This is a genomic window from Herbidospora galbida (assembly GCF_005233835.1).
Lineage (GTDB): Bacteria > Actinomycetota > Actinomycetes > Streptosporangiales > Streptosporangiaceae > Herbidospora > Herbidospora galbida.
Map to the genome: position 1 here is coordinate 1 of NZ_SZQA01000046.1, position 25,896 is coordinate 25,896.

The following is a 25,896-nucleotide window of genomic DNA, read 5'->3' on the forward strand; positions in this document are numbered from 1 at the left end:
CGGCGGGCCGCTCGGGTCGGCGCTCCGGCACGCCCGCACCGCGCGGGAGGCCGGGGCCGACGGGGTGCTGCTGCTGCCGCCCGCCGCCCGCGGCCCGCGATACGCCGACTACGTGCGGGCGGTCGCGGCCGAAGGGGTGCCGGTCGTCCTCTACGCGCGCGACCACCTGGTGCTCTCGCCCCGCGAGGTGCTCGAACTCGCCGACATCCCCGGCGTGGTCGGGCTGAAGGACGGGGTCGGCGACATCGACCGGATGCAGCGGATCGTCCGGGCCATGGACGGGCGCGACTTCACCTTCTTCAACGGGCTGCCGACGGCCGAGCTGACCATGCCGGCCTACCGGGCGATCGGGGTCGACCTGTACTCCTCCGCCGTGTTCGCGTTCGCGCCGGAGATCGCGGTGGCGTACCGGCAGGGGAACGAGCGGCTGCTCGGGGAGTTCTACGCGCCGCTCGTGGAGCTCAGGTCGAAGGTCCCCGGGTACGCCGTCTCGCTGGTCAAGGCCGGGGTACGGCTGCGCGGGCTGGACGCCGGGGCGGTCCGGCCGCCGCTGGCCGACCTCGCGCCGGGCGACCTGGCCGAACTCGACCGCCTCATCAAGATCGGGCTTGAGCTGACATGACGCGGATCGCGGGCCTGCACACGCTCCCGCTGCGGGCGGACCTGCCCCGGCCGTGGGGGCCCGACGTGCCGTACCACCACGTGATCGCCTGCACGCTCGTCCTCGACGACGGGCGGACCGGCACCGGATTCTCCTGGACCCCTTCCATCGGGGCGGCCGCGGTGGCCGCCCTGCTCGACCACGACGTCGCCGCGTTCGTGAAAGGGCTGCCGCCGCACCCGGAGGTGGTCTGGGACCACCTGTGGCGGCACCTGCGCGAAGCGGGCGGCGGCGGCGTCACGACCATGGCGATGGCGGCGGTGGACATCGCGCTGTGGGACCTCAGGGCCTCCGCCGGCGGCCTCGGCCTCGCCGACGCGATCGGGCGGCGGCGCGACACCGTGCCGGTCTACGCGAGCGGGGTGAACCGGCACTACCCGCTCCACGAGCTGGTCGAGCAGGCCCGGCGCTGGATCGGCTACCCCGCCGTGAAGATCAAGGTGGGCCGCGACGACGACGTCGAGCGGGTGGCCGCCGTCCGGGAGGTCCTCGGGCCCGGCACCCTGCTGATGGTCGACGCCAACCAGCGCTGGGACCTGTTCCGGGCCCGCGCGATGATCCGGGAGCTGGAGCCCTTCGGGCTGACCTGGGTCGAGGAGCCGCTCCCGGCCGACGACCTCGACGGGCTGCGGCGGCTGCGCGCGTCGGTGGACGTCCCGATCGCCGCCGGCGAGAGCCTGTACACGATCCACGACTTCCGCCGCCTGCTCGACGCGGTCGACGTCGTCCAGCCCAACGTCGTCAGGGTCGGCGGGATCACCCCGCTGCTGCGGATCGCCGAACTCGCCCGGATCCAGGGCGTGCCCACCTTCCCCCACCTGCTGCCGGACCTGTCCGCGCAGCTCGCGCTGGCGCTCCCGCTGCCGTGCATGGTCGAGGACGTCGAGGACGCCTCCCTGGCCGCGCTCGGTCTCCTCGACGGGCCGCCGCCGGTCGAACTGGGCCCCGGCGGGGCCCGGGTCGGCGCCCACTTAGGTCATGGCCTGCGTTTCGCGTCTTTGAGGCAGATTCCTCGCGCGAGCCACAGCCGGCCTCCGGCCGTCCGCGTCTCGCTTCCCCTGGAGGGCCGATGATGAACGGCACCACCACGCGCACCGTCCCGGTGGTCCTGGCCGGGGCCTACGGCCACGGCTGGTGGCACCTGGAGAACCTGCGGCGCCTCACCGACGGCGGGCTGGTCCGGCTGGCGGGCGTCTGCGACGTACGGGAGATCGAGCCCGGCCTGCTGCGCGGGCTCGGCAGCCCCGAGCAGTCGACCGACCTGGGGCGGCTGATCGAGCGGACCGGCGCCGAGGTGACCATCCTGGTCACGCCCATCCAGACCCACCGTGACCTGGCGATCCGCGCGCTGGAGGCGGGGTCGCACCTGCTGCTGGAGAAGCCGCCCGCCTCGACCCTGGCCGGGTTCCACGAGATCGAGGCGGCCGTACAGAGAACCGGCCTGGCCTGTCAGGTGGGGTTCCAGAGCCTCGGCTCGGCGGCGATACCCGCGATCCGCCGCCTGGTCGCCGAGGGCGTCATCGGCCGGGTGCGTGGCATCGGCGTCGCCGGCGCCTGGGAGCGCCCCTCGGCCTACTTCACCCGCTCGGCGTGGGCGGGCAGACGCCGCGCCGGGCGGGTCGACGTCATGGACGGCGCCCTCACCAACCCGTTCGCGCACGCCGTCGCGACCGCCCTGGCGGTGGCCGGGAAGGGCGCGGCCGACGACGTCGCCGACATCGACGCGGAGCTCTTCCACGCCAACCCGATCGAGGCCGACGACACCTCCTGCCTGCGCATCCGCCTGTCGGACGGGCCGCCGATCACGATCGCGGTGACCCTCACGGCCGACCGCAGGCACGAGCCCTACGTGACCGTGCACGGCACCGAGGGGCGGATCACGCTGACGTACACCCTCGACCGGGTGCGGGTGGAGAGCCGGGCGCGCGGCGTGTCCACCACCACCTACGCCCGCGCCGACCTGCTGGAGAACCTGGTCTCCCACGTCCGCGACGGCGGGCCGCTGCTGGTGCCGCTGCACCGGACGGGCGCGTTCATGCGGGTGCTGGAGGAGATCCGGCTCGCGCCCGACCCGCTGCCGATCCCCGACGCCCACCAGGAGATCGAGCACGAGAACGGCGTCGTGGTCCGCCGCACCATCCCCGGCGTCGCCAACCTGACCGCGCGCAGCGCCGAGCACCTGGCGCTGTTCTCCGAGCTCGACGTGCCCTGGGCGGCCCCGCGCGCGGTGCTGAAGGTGGCCGGGCAGGCGGTCGCCGAGTACAACTGGCGGCCCGAACTGGCCACCACGCTCTCGCCCCGCCCCTACCTGCATCCGGTGCGGACGCTGCGGGGTGTCCCGGTGACCGAGGTCAACCCGGCCGACCACGTCCACCACCTGGGGGCCTCGATCGCGGTCGCCGACGTCTCCGGCCGCAACTTCTGGGGCGGCCGGACCTACGTCCGGGGCCGCGGCCCGACCTGGCTGAACAACCACGGCGTGCAGAACCACGTCGCCTTCACCCGCCGCGACGAGCACGCCTTCACCGAGACCCTGCGCTGGACGGGCGTCGACGGCCTCGACCTCATCGAGGAGAACCGCCGGGTCACCGCCCGCCCGCTGAGCCGGGGCTGGGCCCTCGACGTGGAGTTCACGCTCACCAACCTCACCCGCGAGCCGCTCACGATCGAGAGTTCGGCCACCAAGGGCCGCGCCGGCGCCGGTTACGGCGGCTTCTTCTGGCGGGCCCCCGGCGCGTCGGCCGACCGGGCGGCGTTCACCGCGTGGGGCGACGAGCCGCACGGCAGCCGCGCGCCCTGGCTGGCGATGTCGGCCGACGACTGGACGCTGGTCTTCGTCCAGGACGCCGACCCGTGGTTCGTGCGCATCGACGAGTATCCGGGCGCCGGACCGGCGCTGGCCTGGGAGACCCCGCTCGTCGTCGAGCGCGGGCTGACCCGCCGGATCGTCACCATCATCGCCGACGGCCGCCTCACCCCAGCCGAGGCCGCCGCTCTGGTCACAGACATCGGGGACATCCAACGAGAAAGGTAGACACGATGGCCAGACGCCTGCTGTGTGCCCTGTTGATAGGCGCCGGTCTGACCATGACCGGATGCGGCGGCGACCCCGCCCCGTCCGGCGACGGCACGACCACCATCACCTTCTGGGACGACAACGGCGGCCCCGCCCGCACGCCGGTGTGGCAGCACATCATCGCCGAGTTCCAGAAGGCCAACCCGAAGATCAAGGTCGAGTACGTGGGCATCCCCATCGCCCAGGTCCAGCAGAAGTACGACACCGCCATCGCCGGCGGCGGCCTGCCCGACGTGGGCGGCGTCTCGACGGCGATGCTGGCCAACCTGGTGGCGCAGAAGGCGCTCGACCCGGTCGACCTGACCGGCCTGCCCCTGAACGAGCAGGTGGTGAACTCGGTCAAGTCGACGGTGCCCGACGGGAAGACGTACATGGTGCCGATGTCCACCAACATGGGCGTCTTCTGGTACCGCACCGACTGGTTCAAGGAGAAGGGCGTCACCCCGCCCGAGACGTGGGCCCAGTTCTTCGACGCGGTCGGCGCGCTCACCGACAAGGGCCAGAACCGCTACGGCTTCACCATCCGCGGCGGCGCGGGCTCGATCGCCCAGGCCTTGGAGGTCATGTACGGCCAGTCGGGCATCCCCCAGATGTTCGACGCGAGCGGCGTCTCGACCGTGAACGACCCCCGCAACGTCGAGGCCCTGGAGAAGCTCGCGGGGCTCTTCAAGACCAACACGCCCGAGGCCGACGCGACCAACGACTACGCCAAGATGGTCGCCCAGTTCGACGGCGGCTCCATCGCGGTCATGCAGCACAACCTGGGGTCCTACAACGACCACGTGAAGACGCTCGGCGCCGACAAGGTCGCCGCGCTGCCCGTCTTCCGCCCGGCCGACGGCGCCCCCCGTGCGGTGCTGTCGAACCCGATCGCCGGGATCGGGCTGTTCGCGAGCGGCGAGAAGAAGGACGCCGCGCTGGCGTTCGCCACCTTCGCGGCCGGCAAGGCGATGAACAGCTACTGGGCCGACAAAACGGGCGTGCTGCCCGCCAACACCGAGGTGAACTCCGAACCGTGGATCAAGGAACGCCAGCACGTCTCGGCGGCTCTGGACGTGCTGAACGACCCGGCCACGGCGGTCGTGCAGATGCCCTACCACCTGCCGGAGTTCAACGCGATCACCAAGACCGACGCCGAGCCGAACTTCCAGAAGGTCCTCCTCGGGGAGCTCTCGGCCAAGGAGTTCCTCAACGGCATGGCGACCGCGCTGACCGAGGCCCAGGCCAAGTGGAAGCAGCGCAACGGCGGCTGACCCCGTTCTCCCGTACGTCTCCCGCCTCCTGACCTGGCGGGAGCCGTACGGGCCCCTGTCTTCACGGCAGCTTCCCCCACGCGGGCCACAGCCGGCCTTCGGCCGTCCGCTTTCTCAGGAGACCTCTCTATGCGCAGCATGCTCGTTTTCGCCCTGACGGTCGGCGCGCTGGCCGGCCCCGGCACCGATCCGGGCCGGCAGACGCTGGGACCCGGGGACGGCTGGGGCTCCCACAGCTCCGGCACCACCGGCGGTTCGGCGGCGCCCGCCGCGAACGTCCACACCGTCTCGACCCGCGACCAGCTCGTGAACGCCCTCGCGGCGCCCGGCCCGAAGATCATCAAGGTCAGGGGCGTCATCGACGGCAACCTGCCCTGTTCCTCCTACGCGACCGGCGGCTACTCGCTGGCCGCCTACCTCCAGGCCTACGACCCCGCGACGTGGGGCCGCGTCGACCCGTCCGGGCCGTTGGAGGACGCCCGCGCGGCCTCGGCCGCCCGGCAGACCGCCCACATCAAGCTCAAGGTCGGCTCGAACACCACGATCGTCGGCGAGGGGAAGCACGCCCGCATCAAGGGAGTCAACCTGCACGTCGACAAGGCCGACAACGTGATCATCCGCAACCTCACGTTCGAGGACGCCCACGACTGCTTCCCCCAGTGGGACCCGCTCGACGGCGCCGAGGGCAACTGGAACTCCCTCTACGACAACATCTCGCTGACCGGCTCGACCCACGTGTGGGTCGACCACAACACCTTCACCGACGGCGCCAACCCCGACAGCGCGCAGCCGGTCTACTTCGGCCGCCCCTGGCAGGTGCACGACGGCCAGCTCGACATCACCAACGGCAGCGACCTCGTGACCGCGTCGTGGAACCGCTTCACCGGCCACGACAAGACGATGCTGATCGGCTCGACCAACAACCCGTCACAGGACCTCGGGAAACTCCGGGTCACCGTCCACCACAACCACTTCGAGAACACCCTGCAGCGGCTGCCCCGGGTCAGGTTCGGCCAGGTGCACGTCTACAACAACTACTACGAGGTGTACGACCCGGCGTCCTTCGTCTACGCCCTCGGCGTCGGCGTGCAGTCGCAGATCTACAGCGAGAACAACTTCTACCGCCTGGGCCGCGGCGTCGACCCGGCGAAGATCCTCTACAACTGGGGCGGCACCGCGCTGACGGCCAGGGGCGACCTGCTGCGGGTCGGCGGCACGGTCACCCCGTTCGACCCGATCACCGCGTACAACGCGGCCAACGACCCGGACCTGGGCGCCGACGCGGGCTGGACCCCCACCCTGCACACGGGCGTCGACCCGGCGGCGGAGGTGCACAAGGACGTGTCGAGACACGCGGGCGCCGGCGAGATCACCTGACGCACCGGGCCACCGGGACGCCAGGCCGCGGTTCTGCAAGGTCCAACCCGGCCGGGAGCTCTGACCGGCGGTTCCACGCCTCGACTTGCGGGAGGCGTGGAACCGCCACCAGGACGTCACTGCATGCTCAGCGCGTGCGGGTGGTCGTACGACCGGGGACAGATGAAGATCCAGAGACTGTAGCCGCGCCCGATCGTGATCATCGTGGGCCTCGACGCCTTCGCGACGCCCAGCGCCGGATCGTCCTCGATCGGCCGCCAGACGTCGTCGCCGTACCATTCGGAGCTGGCGACGGTGAGGAGGAGCCGCATGTCCTCGCCGCATTCGCAGGTCATGGGATAGGGGTCGGTGATGGTCCACCACGGCCATCCCCCGGCCTTCCACCCGGCGGCGATCGACAGGTGATCGTAGCTGTGCCCGGCCGACTCCTCCCACTCCCGGATGCGTCGCTCCAGCTTCTCGGGGAGCAGCGTCAGGTATTCGTACTCGACCACCCGCTCGGGGTGCAGCACACACGGCTCGGGCAGGTAGTAGTCGGACTCCATCACCGGCGGCTCGGGCTGGTCGGCCAGGACGTCGACGACGTCGGCGGCCCGCCGCCACCGCAGGACGACGGCGGGAACACCTCCCAGGTGGTCGAACGGGCACCACAGCACCTGCAGCAGATCGGCGCCGTCGGGACAGGCAAGGTCGGGCACGTCGCGCGCGAACAACTGAGCGACGGCCATCATCGGAAGCGGCGGGAGCTCGACACCGAGGACGATCTCCCGGTCGGCGCGGGCCAGGTCGGCCCGTTCCCGCTCGGTGAACCGCACCCTCTCTCCGCGCGGTGTCCGGCTCGACGCCGCCGAGAGGACGCGCCGCCGCAACCGCGCGTCGTCGGGACGCCGGGCGTCGTGCACATCGTGATCCTCCCGGCAGATCGGCCATTCCTCGTCGGCCGGCCACAGGAGGGGCCCGCCCACGGAGCTGCCCGTCGGCTCCGGCGCCCCGGGACGGGGGTGCAGCCGTGTGGTCGTGCGGACGTGAGCGGCCAGTTCGGGGAAGAGCGCGAGCAGATCCACCGGACGGGGCGGTGTGGTGCGGCTCATTCGCCTGTCCGTTCGCGAGGGTGCCAGACCTCCTCGGCGCAGAGGACCCGCGCCGCCTCGTGGGGTTGGGCGTCGCGGACCGTGTAGGGGCCCGTTCCGGCGAGGACCGTCACGATGCCCGAGACGAAGACGCGGCGGGCGGTGGTGTCGCGCGCGTGCACGATGCGGCCCACCCGCAGGTTCCCGTCTTCCGGGACCCCGTCGGCGGTCTCCCACTCCCAGCGCCACACCCGATGGCTGCCGCCCGGACTGCCCGAGTGCAGCGCGTCGGAGCCCAGATGGAAGGTGTTCGCGCGGTCGGGGTTCAACGTCACCGCGACCCTGTCGACGGGCACCGCCTGCAGGCGGATCATGTCGTAGACCGACGTGATCTCGGGCTGCGTGGCCGGCCAGTCGACGTGGCGGTTCGGCCGCATGGCCGCCCACTGCCCGGCCGTGGTGACCGGGACGTTCGCCGGCCGGGGCTCAGGCGGCGGCAGCGCGTCGGTCTCGCGCGGCCGTGCGTGGACGACGGGGTCGAAGACGTCGCGCAGCGGCCAGAAGCGCAGCAGCCACTGCGTGATGTCGGGGTCGCCGAGGTGGACGGACAGGCCGTATTCGAACCAGGGCGGCCCGATCAGGAAATCGGGGCCGCTGTCCTCGAAGACGCCGACCTGGACGACCCCCGTCTCGGCCGTCAGATTCCCCTCTTCGACCAGGGTCCAGCAGCCTTCGGGAGGCGGCGGTTCGGCGTCCCACGCCTCCAGGTGGAAGGTGGCGTTCAGGTGGTAGTCGGGCTCATCGGCGCGGATCTCCAACCGGTTGGAGCCGTAGAGGCAGATGAGCCCGTACTGCACGTAGAGGTCGGTGCGCAGACGGCGTAACAGCGTCACCCGCGCAGCATGCCCTACGCCACCGACACAACCCCGTCGACCCGGCGCGGGATCCCCAGCGGGTTGTCCTCCCGCAGCTCGGCGGGGAGCAGCGCGTCGGGCAGGTCCTGGTAGGCGACCGGGGTCTGCCAGCGGCGGATCGCCGTCGCGCCCACCGAGGTGTGCATCGGGGTGGTGCTGGCCGGCCACGGCCCGCCGTGGTGCATCGCCCACGTCACCGCGACGCCGGTCGGCCACCCGTTCCAGATCACCCGCCCGGCCAGCCGCGCCAGATCCGGCACCAGCGGCGCCGCCTCGACCGGATCGGCCGAGTGGACGGTCGCGGTCAGCGACCCGGGCAGGTTGCGGAGCACCTCGGGCAGGTCGGAGATCTCCTGGTACGTCACCACGATCGCCGACGGCCCGAAGCACTCCTCGGCCAGCTCCGGCAGGCCCATGGAGAAGGTGGTCAGGTCGGCGGTGTAGACGCGCGGCGCGACGGCCCCCTCGATCGGCCCGGCCAGCCCCCGGGCCAGCTCGGTCAGCCTCCCGTCGAGCGACGACGCGCCGGTCTCGAAGCCCTCCCGGATGGCGGGCGTCAGCATCGCGCCGCCGGTCGTCGCGGCCACGGCGGCGGTGATGGCCTTCAGCAGCTCGGCGTCGTCGGGCACGAACAGCAGGCCGGGGTTGGTGCAGAACTGCCCGACCCCCAGCGTGAGAGAGGCGGCGAAGCCTTCGGCGAGCCGTACCGGATCGGCGAGAGCGGACGGCAGCACGACGACCGGGTTGACGCTGCCGAGCTCGCCGTAGAACGGGATCGGGTCGGGCCGCTCGTTGATGAGCGCCTGGATCGCCTTCCCGCCGCGCAGCGACCCGGTGAACCCGACCGCCGACACCAGCGGGTGCCGGACGAGCTCGCGCCCCGCCTCCAGCCCCTCGACCAGGCCCAGCAGGTCGGGGTCGGGCAGCGCGCTCTTGATCACCTCGGCGACGCGGCGCGACAGCGCCGGGTGTCCCGGGTGGGCCTTCACCACGACCGCGCATCCGGCGGCGAGGGCCGAGGCCACGTCGCCGCCCGCGACCGAGAACGCGAACGGGAAGTTGGAGGCGGCGAACACCCCGACCACGCCCGGCACCGGCTGGAACATCCGCCGCACGTCGGGCTTGGGCGGGGTCGCCGACGCGTCGGCGTGGTCGATGATCGCCTCGACGTGCCCGCCGTCGCGCAGCACGTCGGCGAACAGCCGGAACTGAACCGCCGACCGGGTGATCTCGCCGCGCAGCCGGGCCTCCGGCAGAGCCGTCTCGTCCCGCGCGACCGGCCACAACTCCTCTTCGGCGACCAGCAGCGCGTCGGCGACGCGGTCGAGCACCTCGGCGCGCTCGGCGGCGGGGCGGGTGCGCCAGACCTCGCCGGCGCGGGCAGCTTCATTGATCATCGAGACCTCCGCTTGGTAATATATGACATTTTTAGAAAGATCTTCCCGGCTGGTCGTCGATTCCGCCGGACCCTGGTCGTCGGGTAGGCAGAAGCACGGAGAACCGAACCGAGGAGACAAGAAATGCCCCAGTACGCGGTCATCATCCACTCGCCCGCCCCGGCCGACCCGATGGACCTGACGCCCGACTACCTGGCGCTGCTCGAACGCTACCCCGCACAGGTGACCGAGCTCGGCGGCGCCATCGTCGCGGGCTTCGCCCTGCAACCCAGCACCACCGCCACCTCGATCCGGGGCGACGTCATCACCGACGGCCCTTTCACCGAGGCGAAGGAGGTCGTGGCCGGCTTCTTCGTCCTGGAGGCCCCCGATCTGGACGTCGCCCTGGCCATCGCCAGGCTCAACCCGGCGTGCCTCGACGGCGGGGTGGAAGTCCGCCCCCTGTTCGACGCCTTCACCGAGTGAACGAGACCGAGTGAACGAGACCGAGCAGGCCGTCGCCGACGCGCACCGTCACGAGTGGGCCTTCGTGCTCGCCGCGACGGCGCGCGTCACCGGTGATTTCGACCTCGCCGAGGAATGCGTCCAGGACGCCTACCTCGCCGCCCTCGACGCCTGGGCCCGCGACGGCGTCCCCCGCAAACCGGGCGCCTGGCTGACCCAGACGGCCCGGCGCAAGGCGCTCGACCTGCTGCGCCGGAACAAGGTCTTCCGCGCCAAGATGCCCCTGCTCGTCGAGCCTGACCCAGGCGGTGCCGAGATGCACCCGACCACCGACGACGACGAGATCCCGGACGACCGGCTCCGGCTGGTCTTCACCTGCTGCCACCCGGCGCTAGCCCGCGAGGCGCAGGTGGCGCTGACGCTGCGCCTGGTCTGCGGCGTGACCACGCCCGACATCGCACGCGCCTTCCTGGTCTCCGAGCCGACCATGGCCGCCCGGCTCACCCGGGCCAAGAAGAAGATCACCGCGGCCCGGATCCCCTATCGGGTGCCGGCCGCCGCCGACCTGCCCGAACGCCTCGACGCGGTGCCGCGCCTCGCGCACCGACGCGCAGGGGCGGCTGGTGCTCCTCGAAGACCAGGACCGCTCGCTCTGGGACCGAGGGGCCATCGCCGAGGGCCGCGACCTGGCCGTGGCGGCCTTCCGGACCGGCCGGGTCGGCCGCTACGCGCTGCAAGCGGCCATCGCCTCGCTGCACGCCGTCGCCGACACCGACTGGAAGCAGATCGTCGCGCTGTACGACGTCCTGCTGAAGATGTGGCCCTCACCCGTCGTGGCGCTCAACCGCGCGGTGGCGGTCGCCATGGTCGACGGCCCCGCGGCGGCGCTGGAGGAGGTCGACCTGCTGGCCACCGACGAACGGCTGGCCGGATATCACTACCTTCCGGCGGTCCGGGCCGACCTGCTGCGCCGCCTGAAGCGCCACGAGGAGGCCGCCGGCGCCTACCGCGCCGCCATCGCGCTGGCCGACAACGGGGCCGAAAAGGAATTCCTCGAAAATCGTCTCGCCGAAGTTGTCGATTCGGCCGGAGACCGCTCGTCGGGAGGTTAGACGAACGAAGGAGACCTCCGATGAAGGCGACCCGGCGCGAATGGCTCGGGCTCATGGTCCTGGCCCTGCCCACCCTGCTGCTGTCCCTGGACGTCAGCGTGCTCTACCTGGCCCTCCCCCACCTCAGCCGCGACCTCGGCGTCACCGGCACCGAGCAGCTCTGGATCCTGGACATCTACTCGTTCATGCTGGCCGGCTTCCTGGTCACCATGGGCACGCTGGGCGACCGGATCGGCCGCCGCAGACTCCTGCTGATCGGCGAGGCGGCCTTCGGGCTCTGCTCGGTGGCGGCCGCCTACGCCACCAGCCCCGAGATGCTCATCGCCGCCCGCGCGCTGCTCGGCGTGGCCGGGGCGACGCTGATGCCGTCGACGCTGGCGCTGATCAGGAACATGTTCCGCGACCCGAAGGAGATGGCCGCCGCGATCGGCCTCTGGTTCTCCTGCTTCATGGGCGGCATGACCCTCGGCCCGCTGGTCGGCGGCGCCCTGCTCGACCACTTCTGGTGGGGTTCTGCGTTCCTGCTCGGCGTGCCGGTCATGGTCGTGCTGCTGGTCGTCGGCCCGGCGCTGCTGCCCGAGTTCCGCGACCCGGAGGCCGGCCGCCTCGACCTGACCAGCGTCGCCCTCTCGCTGGCCGCGATCCTGCCGGTCATCTACGGCCTGAAGGAGATCGCCCGGGGCGCCGTGGGCATGACCGCCTTCGCCGCCGTCGCCGTGGGGCTCCTCGCGGGGTTCGGTTTCGTACGCCGCCAGGGCCGCCTCACCAGCCCGCTGCTCGACCTGAAGCTGTTCCGGAACCGCTCGTTCGGCAGCGCGCTGGGCACCTCGCTCACGCTGGGCGTGGTGATGGCCGGGATCACCTTGGTCACCACCCTCTACCTGCAGAGCGTGGCCGGTCTGTCCCCGCTGGAAGCGGGCCTGTGGATGATCCCACAGGCCGTCGCGATGGCCGCCGGCCTGATGCTCGCCCCCCGCCTGGCGGCCCGGATCCAGCCCGCTGTGCTGATGACCGCCGGCCTGGTCGTCGCGGCGGCCGGGATGTTCGTCCAGACCCAGACCAGTGTGGCGACCGTGGTCATCGGCCTGACCCTGGCCGGGATCGGCATCGCCCCGACGATGGCCCTCACGATGAACCTCATCATGGCCTCCACCCCGCCGGAGAAGGCCGGCTCGGCCGCGTCCCTGTCGGAGACCGGCGGCGAGTTCGGCATCGCCATGGGCATCGCCACCCTGGGCAGCCTGGCGACCTACGTCTACCGTTCGTCCTTCACCGGAACCGACGAGACCGCCCGCCAGGGCATCACCGAGGCGGCCGCCGCCGCAAAGCGCATCGGCGGCCAGGCGGGCGAGCAGCTCATGGACGCCGCCAAGATCGCCTTCACCTCGGGCCTGGTGGCGGTGGCCACGGTGGGAACGGTCGTCTTCGCCGCCCTGGCCCTGCTGGTCTGGGTGGCCTTCCGGACCGTCCCGGTCATCAAGGAGGAGTCCGCCGGGCAGGAGCGCGACCTGGTCTCCGCCTGATCAGCTCGCGACCAGGCCCTCCAGTTCGTCGAGCCACCCCTGATGGACGCGCCCGAACGGCTCCCGCCGCTCGGTCACCGCGCCCATCAGCCATTTCGCGGCCCTGACCGACTGCTCGATGACCTCCTGCGGATAGCCGTAGAGTTCCCGGTGCTCCTCGAACTCGTCGGCGTCGTCGAGGAAGATCCGCCCGTCGGTCTTGCGGATCACGTCGAGATCGAGGTCGATCATGGTGATCTCGGTGTCGGAGACGACCGGGACCGTGGTGACGTCGACGTAGACGGCCGTTTCGTGCGGATGGGCGTTGAACGAAGCCACCCACCAGGCGTCGCGGGGGAACAGCATCACGAACGGGAACTCGTAGACGAACTTCGGTTCGTCGCCCTTGCGGCCCAGGATCCCCTTCCGGTGGCCGGTCCAGACGCCGTGCTCGTCCTCACCGAGGAGGACACCGGGAAAGTTCCAGTGGAGGGAGCCGTCGTATTTGCGGTAAACGATCGCCAGATCCGTCACGCCATCCGACCTTAACCGAAGGTGGGCCAGAATCAGAGGTATGCGTTTCGCCATTCTGGGCCCCCTCGACGTACGCCGCGACGACGGCACCCAAGTCGAGCTCACCGGCCCCCGCGGACGCACCCTCCTGGCCGCCCTGGTTCTCGACGCCGGCCAGGTCGTCACCACCTCGCGCTTGATCGACATCCTCTACGGCACCACTCCCCCCGCAGGAGCGGTGAACGCCCTCCAGGCCCAGGTCAGCCGCCTGCGAACGGCCCTGGGCGGGCACATCACCCACACCCCGGCGGGCTACCGCCTCGACGCCGCCCCGGCGGACGTCGACGCCCACCGCTTCGAACGCCTGGCCGCGACGGGCCATCTCACCGAAGCGCTGAGCCTGTGGCGCGGCCCCGCCCTGGACGGCCTCCCCGACACCCTGGGAGCCGCGGCCGCCCGCCTGACCGAACTCCACCTGACGACTTTCCTCGCGATGGTCGACACGGTCCTGAAAAACCACGACCCGATCTCTCCCCTCCTCACCGGCACCGGCCCCATCCCCGGCCTCCCCGAGATGATCACCCGCCATCCCCTCAACGAGGGCCTGCGGTCCCGCCACATCAGAGTCCTGGCCGCCCTGGGCCGTCCGGCCGAGGCACTGACGGCTTACGAAGAGGCCCGACGCCTCCTCGACGAGGAACTCGGCACCCGACCATCGGCGGTACTGACGGCCGCATACATGGCGGTACTACGCGGCGAAAGCTCCCATGCGCCGCCGGCTCACCCGGTCCACCAAGATCGGGCCCGATCCGACGAGCTACCCAATGGCCTGACGTCACCCCAGCCAGCACCACCTCACCCGGCTCGGCCCTACCCTGAGCCGTCCGGCCCGGCCTCGCCTGAATCCGGGCTGGTCTCGGGCCTGCCCGAGCAGGTGCCTCCCGGGGAATTTGCGGCCGGCCAGACAGTCGGCGATCCCGCCGCATCACCGCCCAGCCCGAAATTGCACGACACCACCACCGAAAAGCCCGAGCGGGTCGGCGTCCCTACCCTGCTCACCGATCTCGTCGGCCGGGATGCCGAACTCGCCGCCATCCGGGAGCTGATCTCCACCGCCCGCCTGGTCACCCTGACCGGCCCTGGCGGCACCGGCAAGACGCGGCTGTCCGCCGAGGCCTGCGCCCACGTCGACACGCCCGTCTACTTCGTCGAGCTCTCCCCTTTGGCAGACGGCACCGAGGTTCCGCAGGCCGTGCTCAGCACGCTCGGGCTCCGGGAGGGCCGCCTGCTCAAGCAGGGCGCGCAGCCGGTCACCGATCCGTTCGGCCGCATCGTGGCCGGGATCGGCGACCGTCCGATGCTCATCGTCCTGGACAACTGCGAACACCTCGTCGAGGCCGCCGCCACCTTCGCCGATCGCCTCCTGGCCGCCTGCCCGGGGCTGCGGATCCTGGCCACCAGCCGCGAGCCCCTCGGCATCACCGGCGAACGCCTGCGCCCGATCCCGCCGCTGGCCCTCCCGCCGTCGGGCATCGACCCCGCCGACGCCCTTTCCTACCCTTCTGTACGCCTCTTCGCCGACCGCGCCGCCGCCGTGAAACCCGGATTCTGGGAATCGGCCCACGCCGGCGAGCTCGACGCCGTGGTCAGGATCTGCCGCGCCCTCGACGGGCTGCCGCTGGCCATCGAACTCGCCGCAGCCAGGGTCCGCACGCTCCCGGTGACCGACATCGCCGACGCGACCGACCCGTTCGCCGTGCTCGCGCGCGGAAGCCGTACGGCAGAACCGAGACACCGCACCCTGCGCGCCGTGATCGCCTGGAGCTGGGACCTGCTCGACGACGACGAGCGGACCCTCGCCCGCCGCCTGACCGTCTTCCGCGGCGGCGCGACGCTGAAGGCGGCGCAGGAGGTCTGCGGCCTGCCCCCGCACGACGTACTGGACCTGCTCGCCGGCCTGGCCGACAAATCCCTCATCGAGGTCGCCGGGACCCACTACCGGATGCTCGACACCATCCGCGCGTTCTGCGCCGAACAGCTCGCCGAAGCGGGCGAGGAGGAGCGCCTCCGCCAAGCCCACGTGACCTACTTCCGCGACTTCGCCAACCTCGCCGACCCGCATCTGCGCACCGGCGACCAGCTCGACTGGCTGCGCCGCATGGACGCCGACCACGAGAACCTGCTCGCCGCCTTCCGCCACGCCGGAACCGACGACGCCCTGCGGCTCTTCTCGGGCATGACCGGCTTCTGGTGGCTGCGCGGCCTGCGCAGCGAGTCGGACACGTGCGCCCGCGAACTCCTGGCCCGCCTCGGCCCCGACCCGGAGATGTCGGAGGAGTTCGCCCTCTGTGTGCTGAGCGCCATCGTCGGCGGCGGCCCCACCCCCGAACTCCGCCCCACGATCGAACGCGTCGCCACCTGGATGGACGGCTTCCGCGCCCCCCACCGCCAACCCCTTCTCTGGGTGCTCTGGTCGCAGGCCGTCGGCCCGCCCGACCCGGCCCTGGCCGAGGAACTGATCGCCGTCCAGGCCACTCACGACCTCGACGCGTGGACCCGCGCCCTGTCCCAGTTCGGCTGGGGCCTGCTGGCCCTCTTCGAGGGCAAGCCCGCGCGGGCGGAGGAACACCTGCTCCCGTCGCTGGCCGGATTCACCGAGATCGGCGACCGCTGGGGCATGGCGATGGGCCTCACCGGCCTGGCCGACATCGCCGAATGGACCTGCCGCCGCGAGGAGTCCCTCGACCTCATCAACCAGGCCCTGGAGCTCGTCCAGACCCTGGGCACCACCGTCGACATCGCCGACCTGCTCTGCCGCCGCGCCCAGAACACCCTGGTCCTGTCGGAACGATCAGGCGCGGCGGCCCCCGCCATGCTCGGCAGCGCCCGCGCCGACTTCTCCCGCGCCGCCGAACTGGCCCGCCACGCGGGCGCGATCGAACTCATCGGCCGCGCCCGCATAGGCCTGGCCGACCTGGCCCGCCTCCACGGATCCCTCACCGAGGCACGGGAGATGACCGAACAGGTCCTCATCGACCTGACCCAGAGCGGCGGCGACTGGTTCAGCCTCGACGAGATCCGCGTGGCCGCCAACCTGACCCTGGGCTGGATCGCCTACGCGCAAGGCGACCCCGACCGCGCCGAACACCACCACCGCCTGGCCCTCTCCTCGGTGTACGTCCAGCGCAACCGCCTCCAAGCCGCACGAGTGACCGAGGGCCTGGCCGGCGCCCTCCTCCTCCGCGACGACCCGGCGGGCGCGGCGGCCCTCCTCGGCATCAGCACCGCCCTGCGCGAGGGCCTCCCGAGCGACGAACCCGACCCGCTGAGACTGGCCTCCCGCTGCCGCGCCATCCTGGGCGAGGCGAGCTACGAGATCGCCCACGCGAGAGGCCTGGACATGCCGAAGGACCGCCTCATCCCGGTCGTCCTGGAACTCACCCCACCAGCCTGAACCTTCAGCGCTGAACCGGCGCACATCCACCAGGCCGAGCGTCAGGCCCCCGTCAGCGATCCGTCATCGATCCGTCAGCGGCGTCAGCAAGTGGTCAGCCGCAGGTCAGGGGCCTCGCCAAAGCTGAGCCCATGACTTCCACCACCCCCACCCCGGCCGCGAAGAAGTGGGGCACGCTGGTCATCTCGTGCCTCGCGATGCTGCTGCTCGCTCTTGACGTGACCGTCCTTCACCTGGCCACTCCCAAGCTGGTCGAGGACATGACCCCGACCGCGACCCAGTTGCTCTGGATTCTGGACATCTATGGCTTCGCCCTGGCCGGTCTGCTGATCACGTTCGGCAACATCGGCGACCGGATCGGCCGCAAGAAGCTCCTGCTGATCGGCACCGTCGCTTTCGGCGCCGCGTCGGCCCTGACCGCCTACGCCCCCACGCCCGAGCTGCTGATCGCGGCCCGCGCGCTGCTGGGCGTGGCGGGCGCGACCATCATGCCGTCCACCTTGTCGATCATCCGGAACGTCTTCACCGACCCGAAGGAGCGCACCTCCGCCGTCGGCATCTGGAGCAGCGTCTCGGCCCTCGGGTTCGCCATCGGCCCGGTGGTCGGCGGCGCCCTGCTCGACCACTTCTGGTGGGGTTCGGCCTTCCTGATCAACGTCCCGATCACGATCATCCTGGTCATCGGCGGCGTGCTCGTCCTGCCGGAATCCCGTAACCCCAACCCCGGCCGCCTCGACGTCATCAGCGTCCCCCTGTCGATCATCGGCGTCATCTCCTTCGTGTACGCCTTCAAGATCGCCGCCCACGACGGCATCGCCGAACCGGCGGTCTGGATCTCCGCCGCGCTCGGCCTGGTCGCCTTCGTCGTGTTCGTCCGCCGTCAGACCAAGCTCGCCGAACCGCTGATCGACGTGCGCCTGTTCCGGCTCCGCGCCTTCTCCGGGGCCGTCGGCGCCAACGTGGCCGTCATCTTCGGCACGCTGTCGATCTCGGTGGCGTTCGCCCAGTACTTCCAGCTCGTCCGGGGCTGGTCGCCGCTGGTCTCGGGCCTGGCGGGGCTGCCGGGCGGCGTCGGCGCCGCGATCGCCGGCGGCCTGGCCGGTACGCTGATCATGGCCATGGGCCGGGCCAGGACGGTCACGCTGGGCCTGTTCCTGACCTCGGTCGGCTTCTTCTTCTACGCCTTGGTCGACGTCGACACCAGCTACGCCTTCATGCTCCTTCCGATGATCATCGCCGGCATGGGCATGGGCTTCACCTTCGCCGTCACCAACGACACGATCATCGCCTCGGTCCCCCGGGAGCGCGCCGGAGCGGCCTCGGCCATCTCGGAGACGGCCACCGAGGTCGGCGGCGCACTCGGCATCGCCGTCCTGGGCAGCGTCCTGGGCGGCCTCTACACCGGCAACCTGGTCGTCCCGTCAGGGATCCCCGCCGAGGCGGCCACCGTGGCGGGCGAGTCCCTGGGCGGCGCCGTCCACGTGGCGTCCCAGCTTCCCGGCGCGCTGGGAACCCAGCTCCTGGAAGCGGCCCAGCGCACCTTCGTCGACTCGATGCACACGACCCTCGTCGTGGGCGCCGTCTCCATGATCGTCCTCGCCGCCGCCTGCCTCTGGGCCCTCCGCGGCACCCCGAAGGAGATCCCCGAGGTCATCCTTGACGACACCGGCCGGGTCGAAGAACCCGCCCGCTGACCAACCGGGAAACGGCCCTCCCACGCGGACGGGCCGTTTCCGCCGTCCACCGGGTGGCGGTCGTTACGGCGGGATGGGTCGCGGCCGGTTGGCGCCGGATACGGCGAGGGCCGGTGGCGGCGGGCGGGGCCGGCCAGGCGGAGCCGTAACGGAGAAAAGGTCGGGCGCCGCCGATGTCCGGCAGAAAGCGCAGTGGCCCCTCCTGTCGAGGAAGGGCCACTGAGAGGAACGGTCAGGCTTCGACGACCACCGGGATGATCATCGGCCGACGACGGTAGGTGTCGCTGACCCAGCGGCCGACCGTGCGGCGGACGACGCGGCGGATCTGCATGACGTCGGCCACCCCCGCGGCGGCCGTCTCCTGGAGCGCCTTCTCGATCTGGGGGATCACCGCGTCGAGCGAGTCGGGGTCGATGCCCGATCCGCGCGCCGTGATCTCGGGGCCGCCGGTGAGGCGGCCGGTGGTCGAGTCGACGACCACCACGATCGAGATGAAGCCCTCGTCGCCCAGGATGCGCCGGTCTTTCAGCGCCACCTCGGTGATGTCGCCGACCGAGGTGCCGTCGACGAAGACGTAACCGGCCGGCACCGCGCCGACCACCTTCGCCTGCCCGTCGACCAGGTCGACCACGACCCCGTCTTCGGCGATGACGACGTTCTCGTCGGGCACTCCGGTGAGCCGCGCGAGCCGCGCGTGCGCCCGCAGGTGCCGCCACTCGCCGTGGACCGGCATGAAGTTCGACGGCTTGGTGGCGTTGAGGACGTAGAGCAGCTCGCCCGCGGCGGCGTGACCCGACACGTGGACCAGCGCGTTGCCCTTGTGGACGACCTTCGCCCCCCACCGGGTCAGCCCGTTGATGACCTTGTTGACCGCCGTCTCGTTGCCCGGGACCAGCGACGAGGCCAGCAGCACCGTGTCGCCCTCGGCGATGCGGATCGGGTGGTCGCGGTTGGCCATGCGCGACAGCGCCGCCATCGGCTCACCCTGCGAACCGGTGCAGATGAGCACGACGTCTTCCGGCGGCCACTCTTCGATCTCGCGCGAGTCGACCAGGATCCCGGCCGGCACCTTGAGATAGCCGAGTTCGCGCGCGACGCCCATGTTGCGGACCATCGACCGACCGATGAGGGCGATCTTGCGGCCGTGCTTCTGGGCCGAGTCGACGACCTGCTGCACGCGGTGGATGTGGGAGGCGAAGCACGCCACGATGATGCGCTTGTCGGCCACCCGGATCACGTCGTCGATCACCGGCGCGATGTCGCGCTCGCTGGTGACGAACCCGGGCACCTCGGCGTTGGTCGAGTCGGACATCAGCAGGTCGACGCCCTCGGCGCCGAGCCGGGCGAACCCGCCCAGGTCGGTCAGCCGGCCGTCCATCGGCAGCTGGTCCATCTTGAAGTCGCCGGTGTGCAGGACGATCCCGGCGGGGGTCCGCACGGCGACCGCGAGCGCGTCGGGGATCGAGTGGTTGACCGCGAAGAACTCGAGCTCGAACGGCCCGAACCGGCGCCGCTCCCCCTCGACCACTTCCTCGGTGACCGGCTGGATGCGGTGCTCGGTCAGCTTGGCCTCGATCAGCCCGAGCGTCAGCCTGGCCCCGACGAGCGGGATGTCACGCCGCTCGCGCAGCAGGTAGGGCACCGCGCCGATGTGGTCTTCGTGGGCGTGCGTGAGCACGACGGCCTCGATCTTGTCGAGCCGGTCGCGGATGTATTCGAAGTCGGGCAGGATCAGGTCGACCCCGGGCTGGTCGACCTCGGGGAACAGGACCCCGCAGTCGACCACGAGCAACCGGCCTTCGTATTCGAAGACCGCCATGTTGCGGCCGATCTCCCCGAGCCCGCCCAGGGCGACGATCCGCAGGCCTCCTTCGGGTAGCGGCGGAGGCGGGCCGAGTTCCGGATGGGGATGACTCATGCGCGCACCCCGTGATCATGGGGTGTAGCCAGCAGCACTCAATCTCCTATGACCTTCAGGCCGCCCGCGACGAGGTCGGCGCGGAGCAGCGCGATCTGTTCAGGTGTTGCCTCGACCAGCGGCAGCCGGCTCGGACCGGCTTCCTGGCCGACAAGTCTCAGTGCGGCCTTCGCCATGATCGCCCCACCGGCCTGGTTCATGATCCCCGAAATGACGGGGGTCAGGCGCAGGTGGATCTCGCGGGCTCCCGCGACGTCACCCTGGCGATACCGCTTGATCATCTCTGCGAGGTCGACCCCCGCGACGTGACCGATCACGCTCACGAACCCGGCCGCGCCCACCGACAGCCACGGAAGGTTGACCGCGTCGTCGCCCGAGTAGAAGACGAGGTCGGTCGCGAGCATGACCTCGGACGTGGTGTGGAAGTCGCCCTTGGCGTCCTTCACCGCGACGATCCGCGGATGCTGCGCCAGCCGGATCAGCGTCTCACGCGCGATGGGGATGTTGGACCGCCCGGGGATGTCGTAGAGCATCACCGGCAGCTCGGTCGCGTCGGCGATCGCGACGAAGTGGCGGTAAACGCCCTCCTGCGGGGGACGGCTGTAATAAGGCGTGACCGCCAGCAGACCATGGGCACCGGCCCGCTCGGCCGCCTTCGCCGCCTTCACGCTGTGGGCGGTGTCGTAGGTGCCGACACCAGTGATCACGAAGGCCCGGTCTCCGACGGCCTCGACCACGGCGCGGACGAGGAGCTCTTTCTCCTCGTCGGTGGTCGTCGGGCTCTCGCCCGTGGTGCCACTCACGACCAGGCCGTCATTGCGCTGCTCGTCGACGAGGAAGCCGGCCAGTCGCTGCGCCGCGTCGTAGTCGACGGCTCCGTCGACGGTGAAAGGGGTCACCATCGCGGTCAGCATGCGGCCGAAGGGGGCGTCAGAGGTTCCAGTTGGCGATGCCATAGACCGAACGGTACCCGGATCCGCCCAAACGGTGGACCCCGCCACCCCGCCTGTGGATAACGGCGGGGGCATCCGGGCACGAAAGAGGCCGCCGATATGTGCTCGGGGGTACACACATCAGCGGCCTCTATCCCTCAATCGACGCGTCTTACGGCCGCGTTACAGACTCTTGGAACTTATTTTCCCGCGTTGACATGCAGCCGTTTGGCTGCCTATCGTGCGATGGCGTGGACGACGAGGTTTTCCGGGCACTGGCCGACCCCAGCCGCCGCCAGTTGCTCGACCGGCTGAACGCCGCCAACGGCCAGACCCTGCGTCAGTTGTGTGACGGCCTGACGATGGCCCGCCAGTCGGTGAGCAAGCATCTGGCCGTCCTGGAGTCGGCCGGCCTGATCACCACGACCCGGCGCGGCCGGGAAAAACTCCACTACCTGAACGCCGAACCGATCAACGCCATCGCCGACCGCTGGCTCGGCCGATACACGCGGGCCCGGGCGAGCGCCCTGGCCGACCTCAAGACCGCATTGGAGCAACGGCCCATGAGCCCGACCGAGTTCGCCTACACGACGTACATCAAGACGACCCCCGAACGCCTCTGGGAGGCCCTGACCACCCCGGAGTTCACCCGCCGCTACTGGGGCGTGTCGCTGGAGTCGACCTGGGAGGTGGGGGCGCCGGTCACGTGGGCGATGGGCGAGGTGCGCATGGACGACCCCACCCACCAGGTGGTGCTGGAGTCGAAGCCCCACGAGCGGCTCTCCTACACCTGGCACACGCTGACCGACGAGTTCGCGGCGGCCGTCGAGCTGACGGGGGAGAAACTGACGGCGTGGCGGGCCGAGCCGAGGTCGAAGGTGACGTTCAGCCTGGAGCCGGTGGGCGACCTGGTGAAGCTGACGGTGATCCACGACGACTTCATGGAGGGCTCGGCGATCCTCCCGGAGATCAGCCAGGGGTGGCCGGCGATCCTGTCGAACCTGAAGACGTACCTGGAGACGGGCGAGACCCTACCGGCCCTGAGCTAGGGGCCGGCTGCCGCTCGCGCGACGGGATCCGGCGCACGGGGTCGTCGCCCACACCCCACCTCAGCAGGTCGCCAGGGAGAGCGGCCCGACGACGGCGCTGACGGGGGCGCACCAGCCGGGCCCGATCTCCGGGAGTGGACGGAGCCGGCCCAGGAGGTGACGTACACATCTCCCAAACCCTCGTGTCCCCACGCGGTGGCCATCTCGCGGACGATCCCGAGGCCGCGACCGTGCTCGTCGGCGGGCGGCGGGCGTTTCTCGCGGGGCGCGGTCGCCTCGCCGCCAGGGTCGGTCACTTCTATACGAATGGAGCGTTCCAGCTTAATAACGCATATGCGGACATTACCGCCCTTAGGGATTCTGCTATGGCGAATGGCATTCGAGAAGAACTCGGAAACGACGACCTCGGCATCATGGGCAAGTGGGCGCCCATCGAGGTAGCGGCGGACGAATAGCCTGGCCACGGCGGCCATCGAGGCTCGTCCAGGCAGGGACAAAGCATGACGATCCACGACAGGATCCTCCACAGGTCAAGAGTAAAGTTGGAATCACAACTGTTGGCCATTACTCTGGGTTGTGCATCGGATACGGGAGGATCGGAATTAACGCTTTACAGTCCAAGGATGGATAAGTGGCCAACTCCGATCCGGTTTACCTGCGTGTTGTCGAAGACCTCCGCCGTCAGATAACGGAGGGCCTGTTGCAACCCGGAGCGCCGATTCCCTCACGGCACCAGATCACCCGGAAGTACGGCGTCGGCGAAACCGCCGCTCGCCACGCGCTTCGAGTGCTGGCCCAAGAAGGGTTGATCATCGGCCGCGTCGGGTCGGGCCATCGGGTCCGTCAACGGCCGGACCTGCTCCCGCTCCACCGTGCCCAGGCCCACTTCTCGACCGACATGCACGCCGTCGGGCGCCGCCCGACGTGTGACGTCAAGACCGATTCCGCCGAGGCCAGGCCCGACATCGCCGTACGCCTGCGCATCGCCGCCCAATCCCCCGTCACGAGAACGCGCATCGTCTATCGCAGCGACGGCAAACCCGTGCAGCTCGCGGTGTCGTACGAACCCATCGTCTACAACGACGGCACCGACGACATCACCCAGGTCGCCCACCGCCTCGGCGGCAACGGCCTGAAGCTGACCGAGGTGACCGAACACGTGTACGCGCGGGTCCCCCAGCCCGTGGAAAGCGACGTCCTGGACCTCCCGGCCGGCGTTCACGTACTCCACGTGGAACGCACCCACTGGGCGGGCGACAAACCCGTGGAGACCAGCGACGTGATCATCCCGTGCGACCAGTTCCGACTCGTCTACAGCCTCCCTGCTCCTTACGGAGACCAGACGGGCCGGTGAGGGCTTCCCTCACTTTCGGCGTATGACCGGGTCGCGGGGACCTGCTACTTGCGGGTTCCCGCGACTTGTTTGTGTGGGGCGGTGGGGGGTTCGAGGCATGTCCTCTCCTTGGGTGACGTTCCTCGGCGGCGGCCTTCCCTGAGAGGGCAGGAGCGGAGCAGTACCAAACTGGGCTTGATCCGGTTTGACGGACATCTGAGACCAGGGGTTCGTCCCCGGAAGGATGTCCATCTTGGAGAGCATGGGGAAGAAAAAGCGTCCTCGCCGCTCGTTCACGCCAGAGTTCAAGGCCGAGATCGTCGAGCCGTGCCGGCGCGGTGACCGTTCGGTCGGCCAGGTGGCCAAAGACTTCGAGCTGACCGAGACCGCGGTGCGGGCCTGGGTCCGCCAAGCCGAGGTCGACACCGGAGCGCGGGAGGGGCTGACCAGCGCTGAACGGGAGGAGCCGGCCGCGTTGCGGCGGGAGAACCGCCGGCTGCGCGAGGACGTCGACGTCCTTAAGCGGGCCACGGCTTTCTTCGTGCGGGAGACCCGGTGAGCGTTGATCCGTTCATCGAGGCGGAGAAGCGCGGCGGTCACAGCGTCAAACGGGCGTGTGAGCTGCTGGAGGTCTCCCGAGCCGCCTTCTACGCACGCCGTGATGGCCATCGCGGTCCTCGCGAAGTTCGTGATGCGGAACTGAGTGAGCGCATCGGCGGCCTGCACCGTGATTCGCGTGGCACCTACGGCGCTCCGCGTATCCACGCGGCCCTGCGACGGGAAGGTGAGTTGTGCGGCCGGCGCCGGGCCCGGCTGATGCGCGCCCTGGGATTACAGGGCAGGCACCGCAGGCGCCGGCAGATCACCACGATCCCCGCCCCCGACGCCGGTTGGCGGCCGGACCTGATCGGCCGGGACTTCCAGGCCGACCCGGACGAATCGACGCCCGCTGGTGCGGAGACATCACCTATGTCGCCACCGATGAGGGCTGGTTGTATCTGGCCACGTTGATCGACATCGCCTCCCGCCGGGTGATCGGCTGGGCCACCGGCGACCATCTGCGCAGGCCGCTGGTCGTCGACGCCTTGCAACACGCGTGGGATGACCGCCGTCCGCATGGGCCGGTGATCTTCCAGTCCGATCGCGGCCGTCAGTACACCAGCGCCGCCTATGGTCAGGTCGCCGACCGGCTCGGCATCCGATTGTCGGTCGGCCGCCGTGGCCAGTGCTGGGATAACGCGGTGGCCGAGTCGTTCTTCGCCACGATCAAGGGCGACCTGCTGGACGAACATCGCTGGCCGACCCGGGCCGCCGCGCGCAGCGCGATCTTCGAATACGTCGAGAGCTGGTACAACCTGCACCGACTGCACAGCAGCCTTGGTTACCGAAGTCCTGCCGAGTTCGAGGCCGCAACCACGGCCTGATCACCACAAGCGCCGTGTCCGTCAAAGTGGAGCAAGCTCACAACAACCCGCTACCGCCCTCACTCTCCCCGCCCCGAAGTCCCTTCCAGCCGCGAAGACGCACCGGCACATCGGCGATGACTCCGAAAAAGAGGTCAACCGGCCGCTGGAAGCTGCCGACGCGTTCCAGCGGCCGGTCCCTCACCGCCTGGCAAGGCAAGGCAGGTGGTGAGTGCCTATGGGACCTCCTCCTTGGTGCCGCCGAACAAGTCGACGGCACTCAGAGAGCGGGCGTGAGCCTGCGCCGACATCGCAAGAGGTGTGCCGGTCGCTGGAACTCTCCCTCGTGCATTCCAGCGACCGGCCGCTCGCAGCTCCACGTGTGGGGGCGATGTGGAGCGGCGAGTGCTTTGAGGCGATTCGGCACAGGCGTCGGCCCGCCCTTGTTCGAACCACGCACTCCGACAAATACGATTTGCCGTAATTGCCGACGCGCCGCAGCTTAAGGCATTCGATCATCCGAGATGGGCAGGGGAACCCAGGGCGGTGACCATTCTCTGCAGTCGATGGAGCCCGTCGCTCGAGACTTAGCCATATCGCCACATAGCGGGATGGCGGTCAATTCAGCCCCGCGGAGAGCATCCACATGCACGCCGGCGCACGGCGGGCGTCCCGGCCTCAGCCAGGTCGTACAGCAACACCAGAGAACAGCGCAAACACGACCAGACGGTAGCGACGCAGACATACTCTCGCGAACGAGGCAACAGGGCGTCCTGGTAGAACAATGCCGTTCT

General features: G+C 70.5%; 22 protein-coding genes and 1 pseudogene. 16 read left to right on the forward strand and 7 right to left on the reverse strand.

Translation table 11 applies throughout. The features are described 5' to 3' along the window. The 5 genes from FDA94_RS33500 to FDA94_RS33520 all read left to right on the forward strand — a co-directional run. Window positions 1-622, forward strand: a 622-nt coding sequence (locus FDA94_RS33500) for a dihydrodipicolinate synthase family protein (RefSeq protein WP_137251080.1), incomplete at its 5' end; no start/stop codon positions are given. After that, window positions 619-1,734: a mandelate racemase/muconate lactonizing enzyme family protein gene (locus tag FDA94_RS33505; protein WP_137251081.1), complete on the forward strand. Its 1,116-nt coding sequence runs from the start codon at window positions 619-621 to the stop codon at window positions 1,732-1,734. The genes FDA94_RS33500 and FDA94_RS33505, both read left to right, overlap by 4 nt. Then, window positions 1,731-3,695 (forward strand): DUF6807 family protein, encoded by a 1,965-nt coding sequence (locus tag FDA94_RS41395; protein ID WP_137251082.1) that lies wholly within the window; start codon window positions 1,731-1,733, stop codon window positions 3,693-3,695. Before FDA94_RS33505 ends, FDA94_RS41395 begins: the two co-directional genes overlap by 4 nt. A 5-nt stretch (window positions 3,696-3,700) precedes the next feature. Beyond that, window positions 3,701-4,990 (forward strand): ABC transporter substrate-binding protein, encoded by a 1,290-nt coding sequence (locus FDA94_RS33515; RefSeq protein WP_137251083.1) that lies wholly within the window; start codon window positions 3,701-3,703, stop codon window positions 4,988-4,990. A 129-nt stretch (window positions 4,991-5,119) separates the two neighbouring features. Continuing rightward, entirely contained in the window at window positions 5,120-6,367 is a 1,248-nt protein-coding gene (locus FDA94_RS33520) for a pectate lyase family protein (protein ID WP_137251084.1), read from the forward strand. Between the two features lie 116 nt (window positions 6,368-6,483). Here the strand turns inward: FDA94_RS33520 and FDA94_RS33525 are convergent, their stop codons facing one another. Genes FDA94_RS33525 through FDA94_RS33535 form a run of 3 tightly spaced genes read right to left on the reverse strand, consistent with a single transcriptional unit; the run spans window position 6,484 to window position 9,748 of the window. After that, window positions 6,484-7,458, reverse strand: a complete 975-nt coding sequence (locus FDA94_RS33525; RefSeq protein ID WP_137251085.1) for a hypothetical protein — start codon at window positions 7,456-7,458, stop codon at window positions 6,484-6,486. After that, the gene (locus FDA94_RS33530) at window positions 7,455-8,330 is read right to left on the reverse strand and encodes a hypothetical protein (protein ID WP_137251086.1); all 876 of its coding nucleotides are present in this window, start codon (window positions 8,328-8,330) and stop codon (window positions 7,455-7,457) included. Before FDA94_RS33530 ends, FDA94_RS33525 begins: the two co-directional genes overlap by 4 nt. A 14-nt stretch (window positions 8,331-8,344) precedes the next feature. Further along, window positions 8,345-9,748, reverse strand: a complete 1,404-nt coding sequence (locus FDA94_RS33535; RefSeq protein ID WP_137251087.1) for an aldehyde dehydrogenase (NADP(+)) — start codon at window positions 9,746-9,748, stop codon at window positions 8,345-8,347. 123 nt (window positions 9,749-9,871) lie between these two features. On the opposite strand from FDA94_RS33535, the gene FDA94_RS33540 reads away from it, so the two are divergent. The 4 genes and pseudogenes from FDA94_RS33540 (at window position 9,872) to FDA94_RS40820 (ending at window position 12,827) form a co-directional block, all read left to right on the forward strand. After that, window positions 9,872-10,213 (forward strand): YciI family protein, encoded by a 342-nt coding sequence (locus tag FDA94_RS33540; RefSeq protein WP_137251088.1) that lies wholly within the window; start codon window positions 9,872-9,874, stop codon window positions 10,211-10,213. 64 nt (window positions 10,214-10,277) lie between these two features. Then, a pseudogene (locus tag FDA94_RS41400) lies at window positions 10,278-10,655 on the forward strand (sigma factor); the annotation flags it as partial. A 160-nt stretch (window positions 10,656-10,815) separates the two neighbouring features. Next, window positions 10,816-11,304, forward strand: a complete 489-nt coding sequence (locus tag FDA94_RS40815) for an RNA polymerase sigma factor (protein WP_246060290.1) — start codon at window positions 10,816-10,818, stop codon at window positions 11,302-11,304. Between the two features lie 20 nt (window positions 11,305-11,324). After that, the gene (locus tag FDA94_RS40820) at window positions 11,325-12,827 is read left to right on the forward strand and encodes an MFS transporter (RefSeq protein ID WP_137251089.1); all 1,503 of its coding nucleotides are present in this window, start codon (window positions 11,325-11,327) and stop codon (window positions 12,825-12,827) included. On the opposite strand, the gene FDA94_RS33555 is transcribed toward FDA94_RS40820, so the two are convergent. Continuing rightward, complete coding sequence (locus FDA94_RS33555; RefSeq protein ID WP_246060291.1) at window positions 12,828-13,340, reverse strand: DUF402 domain-containing protein; 513 nt, start codon at window positions 13,338-13,340, stop codon at window positions 12,828-12,830. It abuts the gene before it with no gap. Window positions 13,341-13,380: 40 nt separating this feature from the next. On the opposite strand from FDA94_RS33555, the gene FDA94_RS33560 reads away from it, so the two are divergent. Both FDA94_RS33560 and FDA94_RS33565 read left to right on the forward strand, forming a co-directional pair. Further along, window positions 13,381-16,773, forward strand: a complete 3,393-nt coding sequence (locus tag FDA94_RS33560; RefSeq protein WP_137251091.1) for an AfsR/SARP family transcriptional regulator — start codon at window positions 13,381-13,383, stop codon at window positions 16,771-16,773. A 131-nt stretch (window positions 16,774-16,904) separates the two neighbouring features. Beyond that, entirely contained in the window at window positions 16,905-18,467 is a 1,563-nt protein-coding gene (locus tag FDA94_RS33565) for an MFS transporter (RefSeq protein ID WP_137251092.1), read from the forward strand. Between the two features lie 232 nt (window positions 18,468-18,699). On the opposite strand, the gene FDA94_RS33575 is transcribed toward FDA94_RS33565, so the two are convergent. Both FDA94_RS33575 and dapA read right to left on the reverse strand, forming a co-directional pair. Next, window positions 18,700-20,385, reverse strand: coding sequence for a ribonuclease J (locus FDA94_RS33575; RefSeq protein WP_137251094.1), 1,686 nt, complete (start codon window positions 20,383-20,385; stop codon window positions 18,700-18,702). Window positions 20,386-20,423: 38 nt separating this feature from the next. Beyond that, the gene (dapA, locus tag FDA94_RS33580) at window positions 20,424-21,341 is read right to left on the reverse strand and encodes a 4-hydroxy-tetrahydrodipicolinate synthase (protein ID WP_137251095.1); all 918 of its coding nucleotides are present in this window, start codon (window positions 21,339-21,341) and stop codon (window positions 20,424-20,426) included. A 227-nt stretch (window positions 21,342-21,568) separates the two neighbouring features. Between dapA and FDA94_RS33585 the strand changes: the two genes are divergently transcribed. Next, window positions 21,569-22,366, forward strand: coding sequence for an ArsR/SmtB family transcription factor (locus FDA94_RS33585; RefSeq protein ID WP_246060292.1), 798 nt, complete (start codon window positions 21,569-21,571; stop codon window positions 22,364-22,366). On the opposite strand, the gene FDA94_RS41635 is transcribed toward FDA94_RS33585, so the two are convergent. After that, window positions 22,363-22,839, reverse strand: a complete 477-nt coding sequence (locus tag FDA94_RS41635; protein ID WP_137251097.1) for an ATP-binding protein — start codon at window positions 22,837-22,839, stop codon at window positions 22,363-22,365. The two genes, FDA94_RS33585 and FDA94_RS41635, sit on opposite strands and share 4 nt — an antisense overlap. Window positions 22,840-22,997: 158 nt before the next feature. Here FDA94_RS41635 and FDA94_RS33595 point away from each other — a divergent pair, with 158 nt between their 5' ends. The 4 genes from FDA94_RS33595 to FDA94_RS33610 all read left to right on the forward strand — a co-directional run bounded on the left by FDA94_RS33595 (window position 22,998) and on the right by FDA94_RS33610 (window position 25,123). Further along, on the forward strand, window positions 22,998-23,720 hold the full coding sequence (locus FDA94_RS33595; protein ID WP_137251098.1) for a GntR family transcriptional regulator: 723 nt from the start codon (window positions 22,998-23,000) through the stop codon (window positions 23,718-23,720). A gap of 241 nt (window positions 23,721-23,961) precedes the next feature. Continuing rightward, a complete protein-coding gene (locus tag FDA94_RS33600; protein ID WP_170991241.1) occupies window positions 23,962-24,258 on the forward strand; it encodes a transposase in 297 nt (98 codons plus the stop codon). After that, window positions 24,255-24,710, forward strand: a complete 456-nt coding sequence (locus FDA94_RS33605; RefSeq protein ID WP_137251100.1) for an IS3 family transposase — start codon at window positions 24,255-24,257, stop codon at window positions 24,708-24,710. Before FDA94_RS33600 ends, FDA94_RS33605 begins: the two co-directional genes overlap by 4 nt. Beyond that, entirely contained in the window at window positions 24,692-25,123 is a 432-nt protein-coding gene (locus FDA94_RS33610) for an IS3 family transposase (RefSeq protein WP_170991240.1), read from the forward strand. The genes FDA94_RS33605 and FDA94_RS33610 overlap by 19 nt, the downstream gene beginning before the upstream one ends. Window positions 25,124-25,896: the final 773 nt, after the last annotated feature.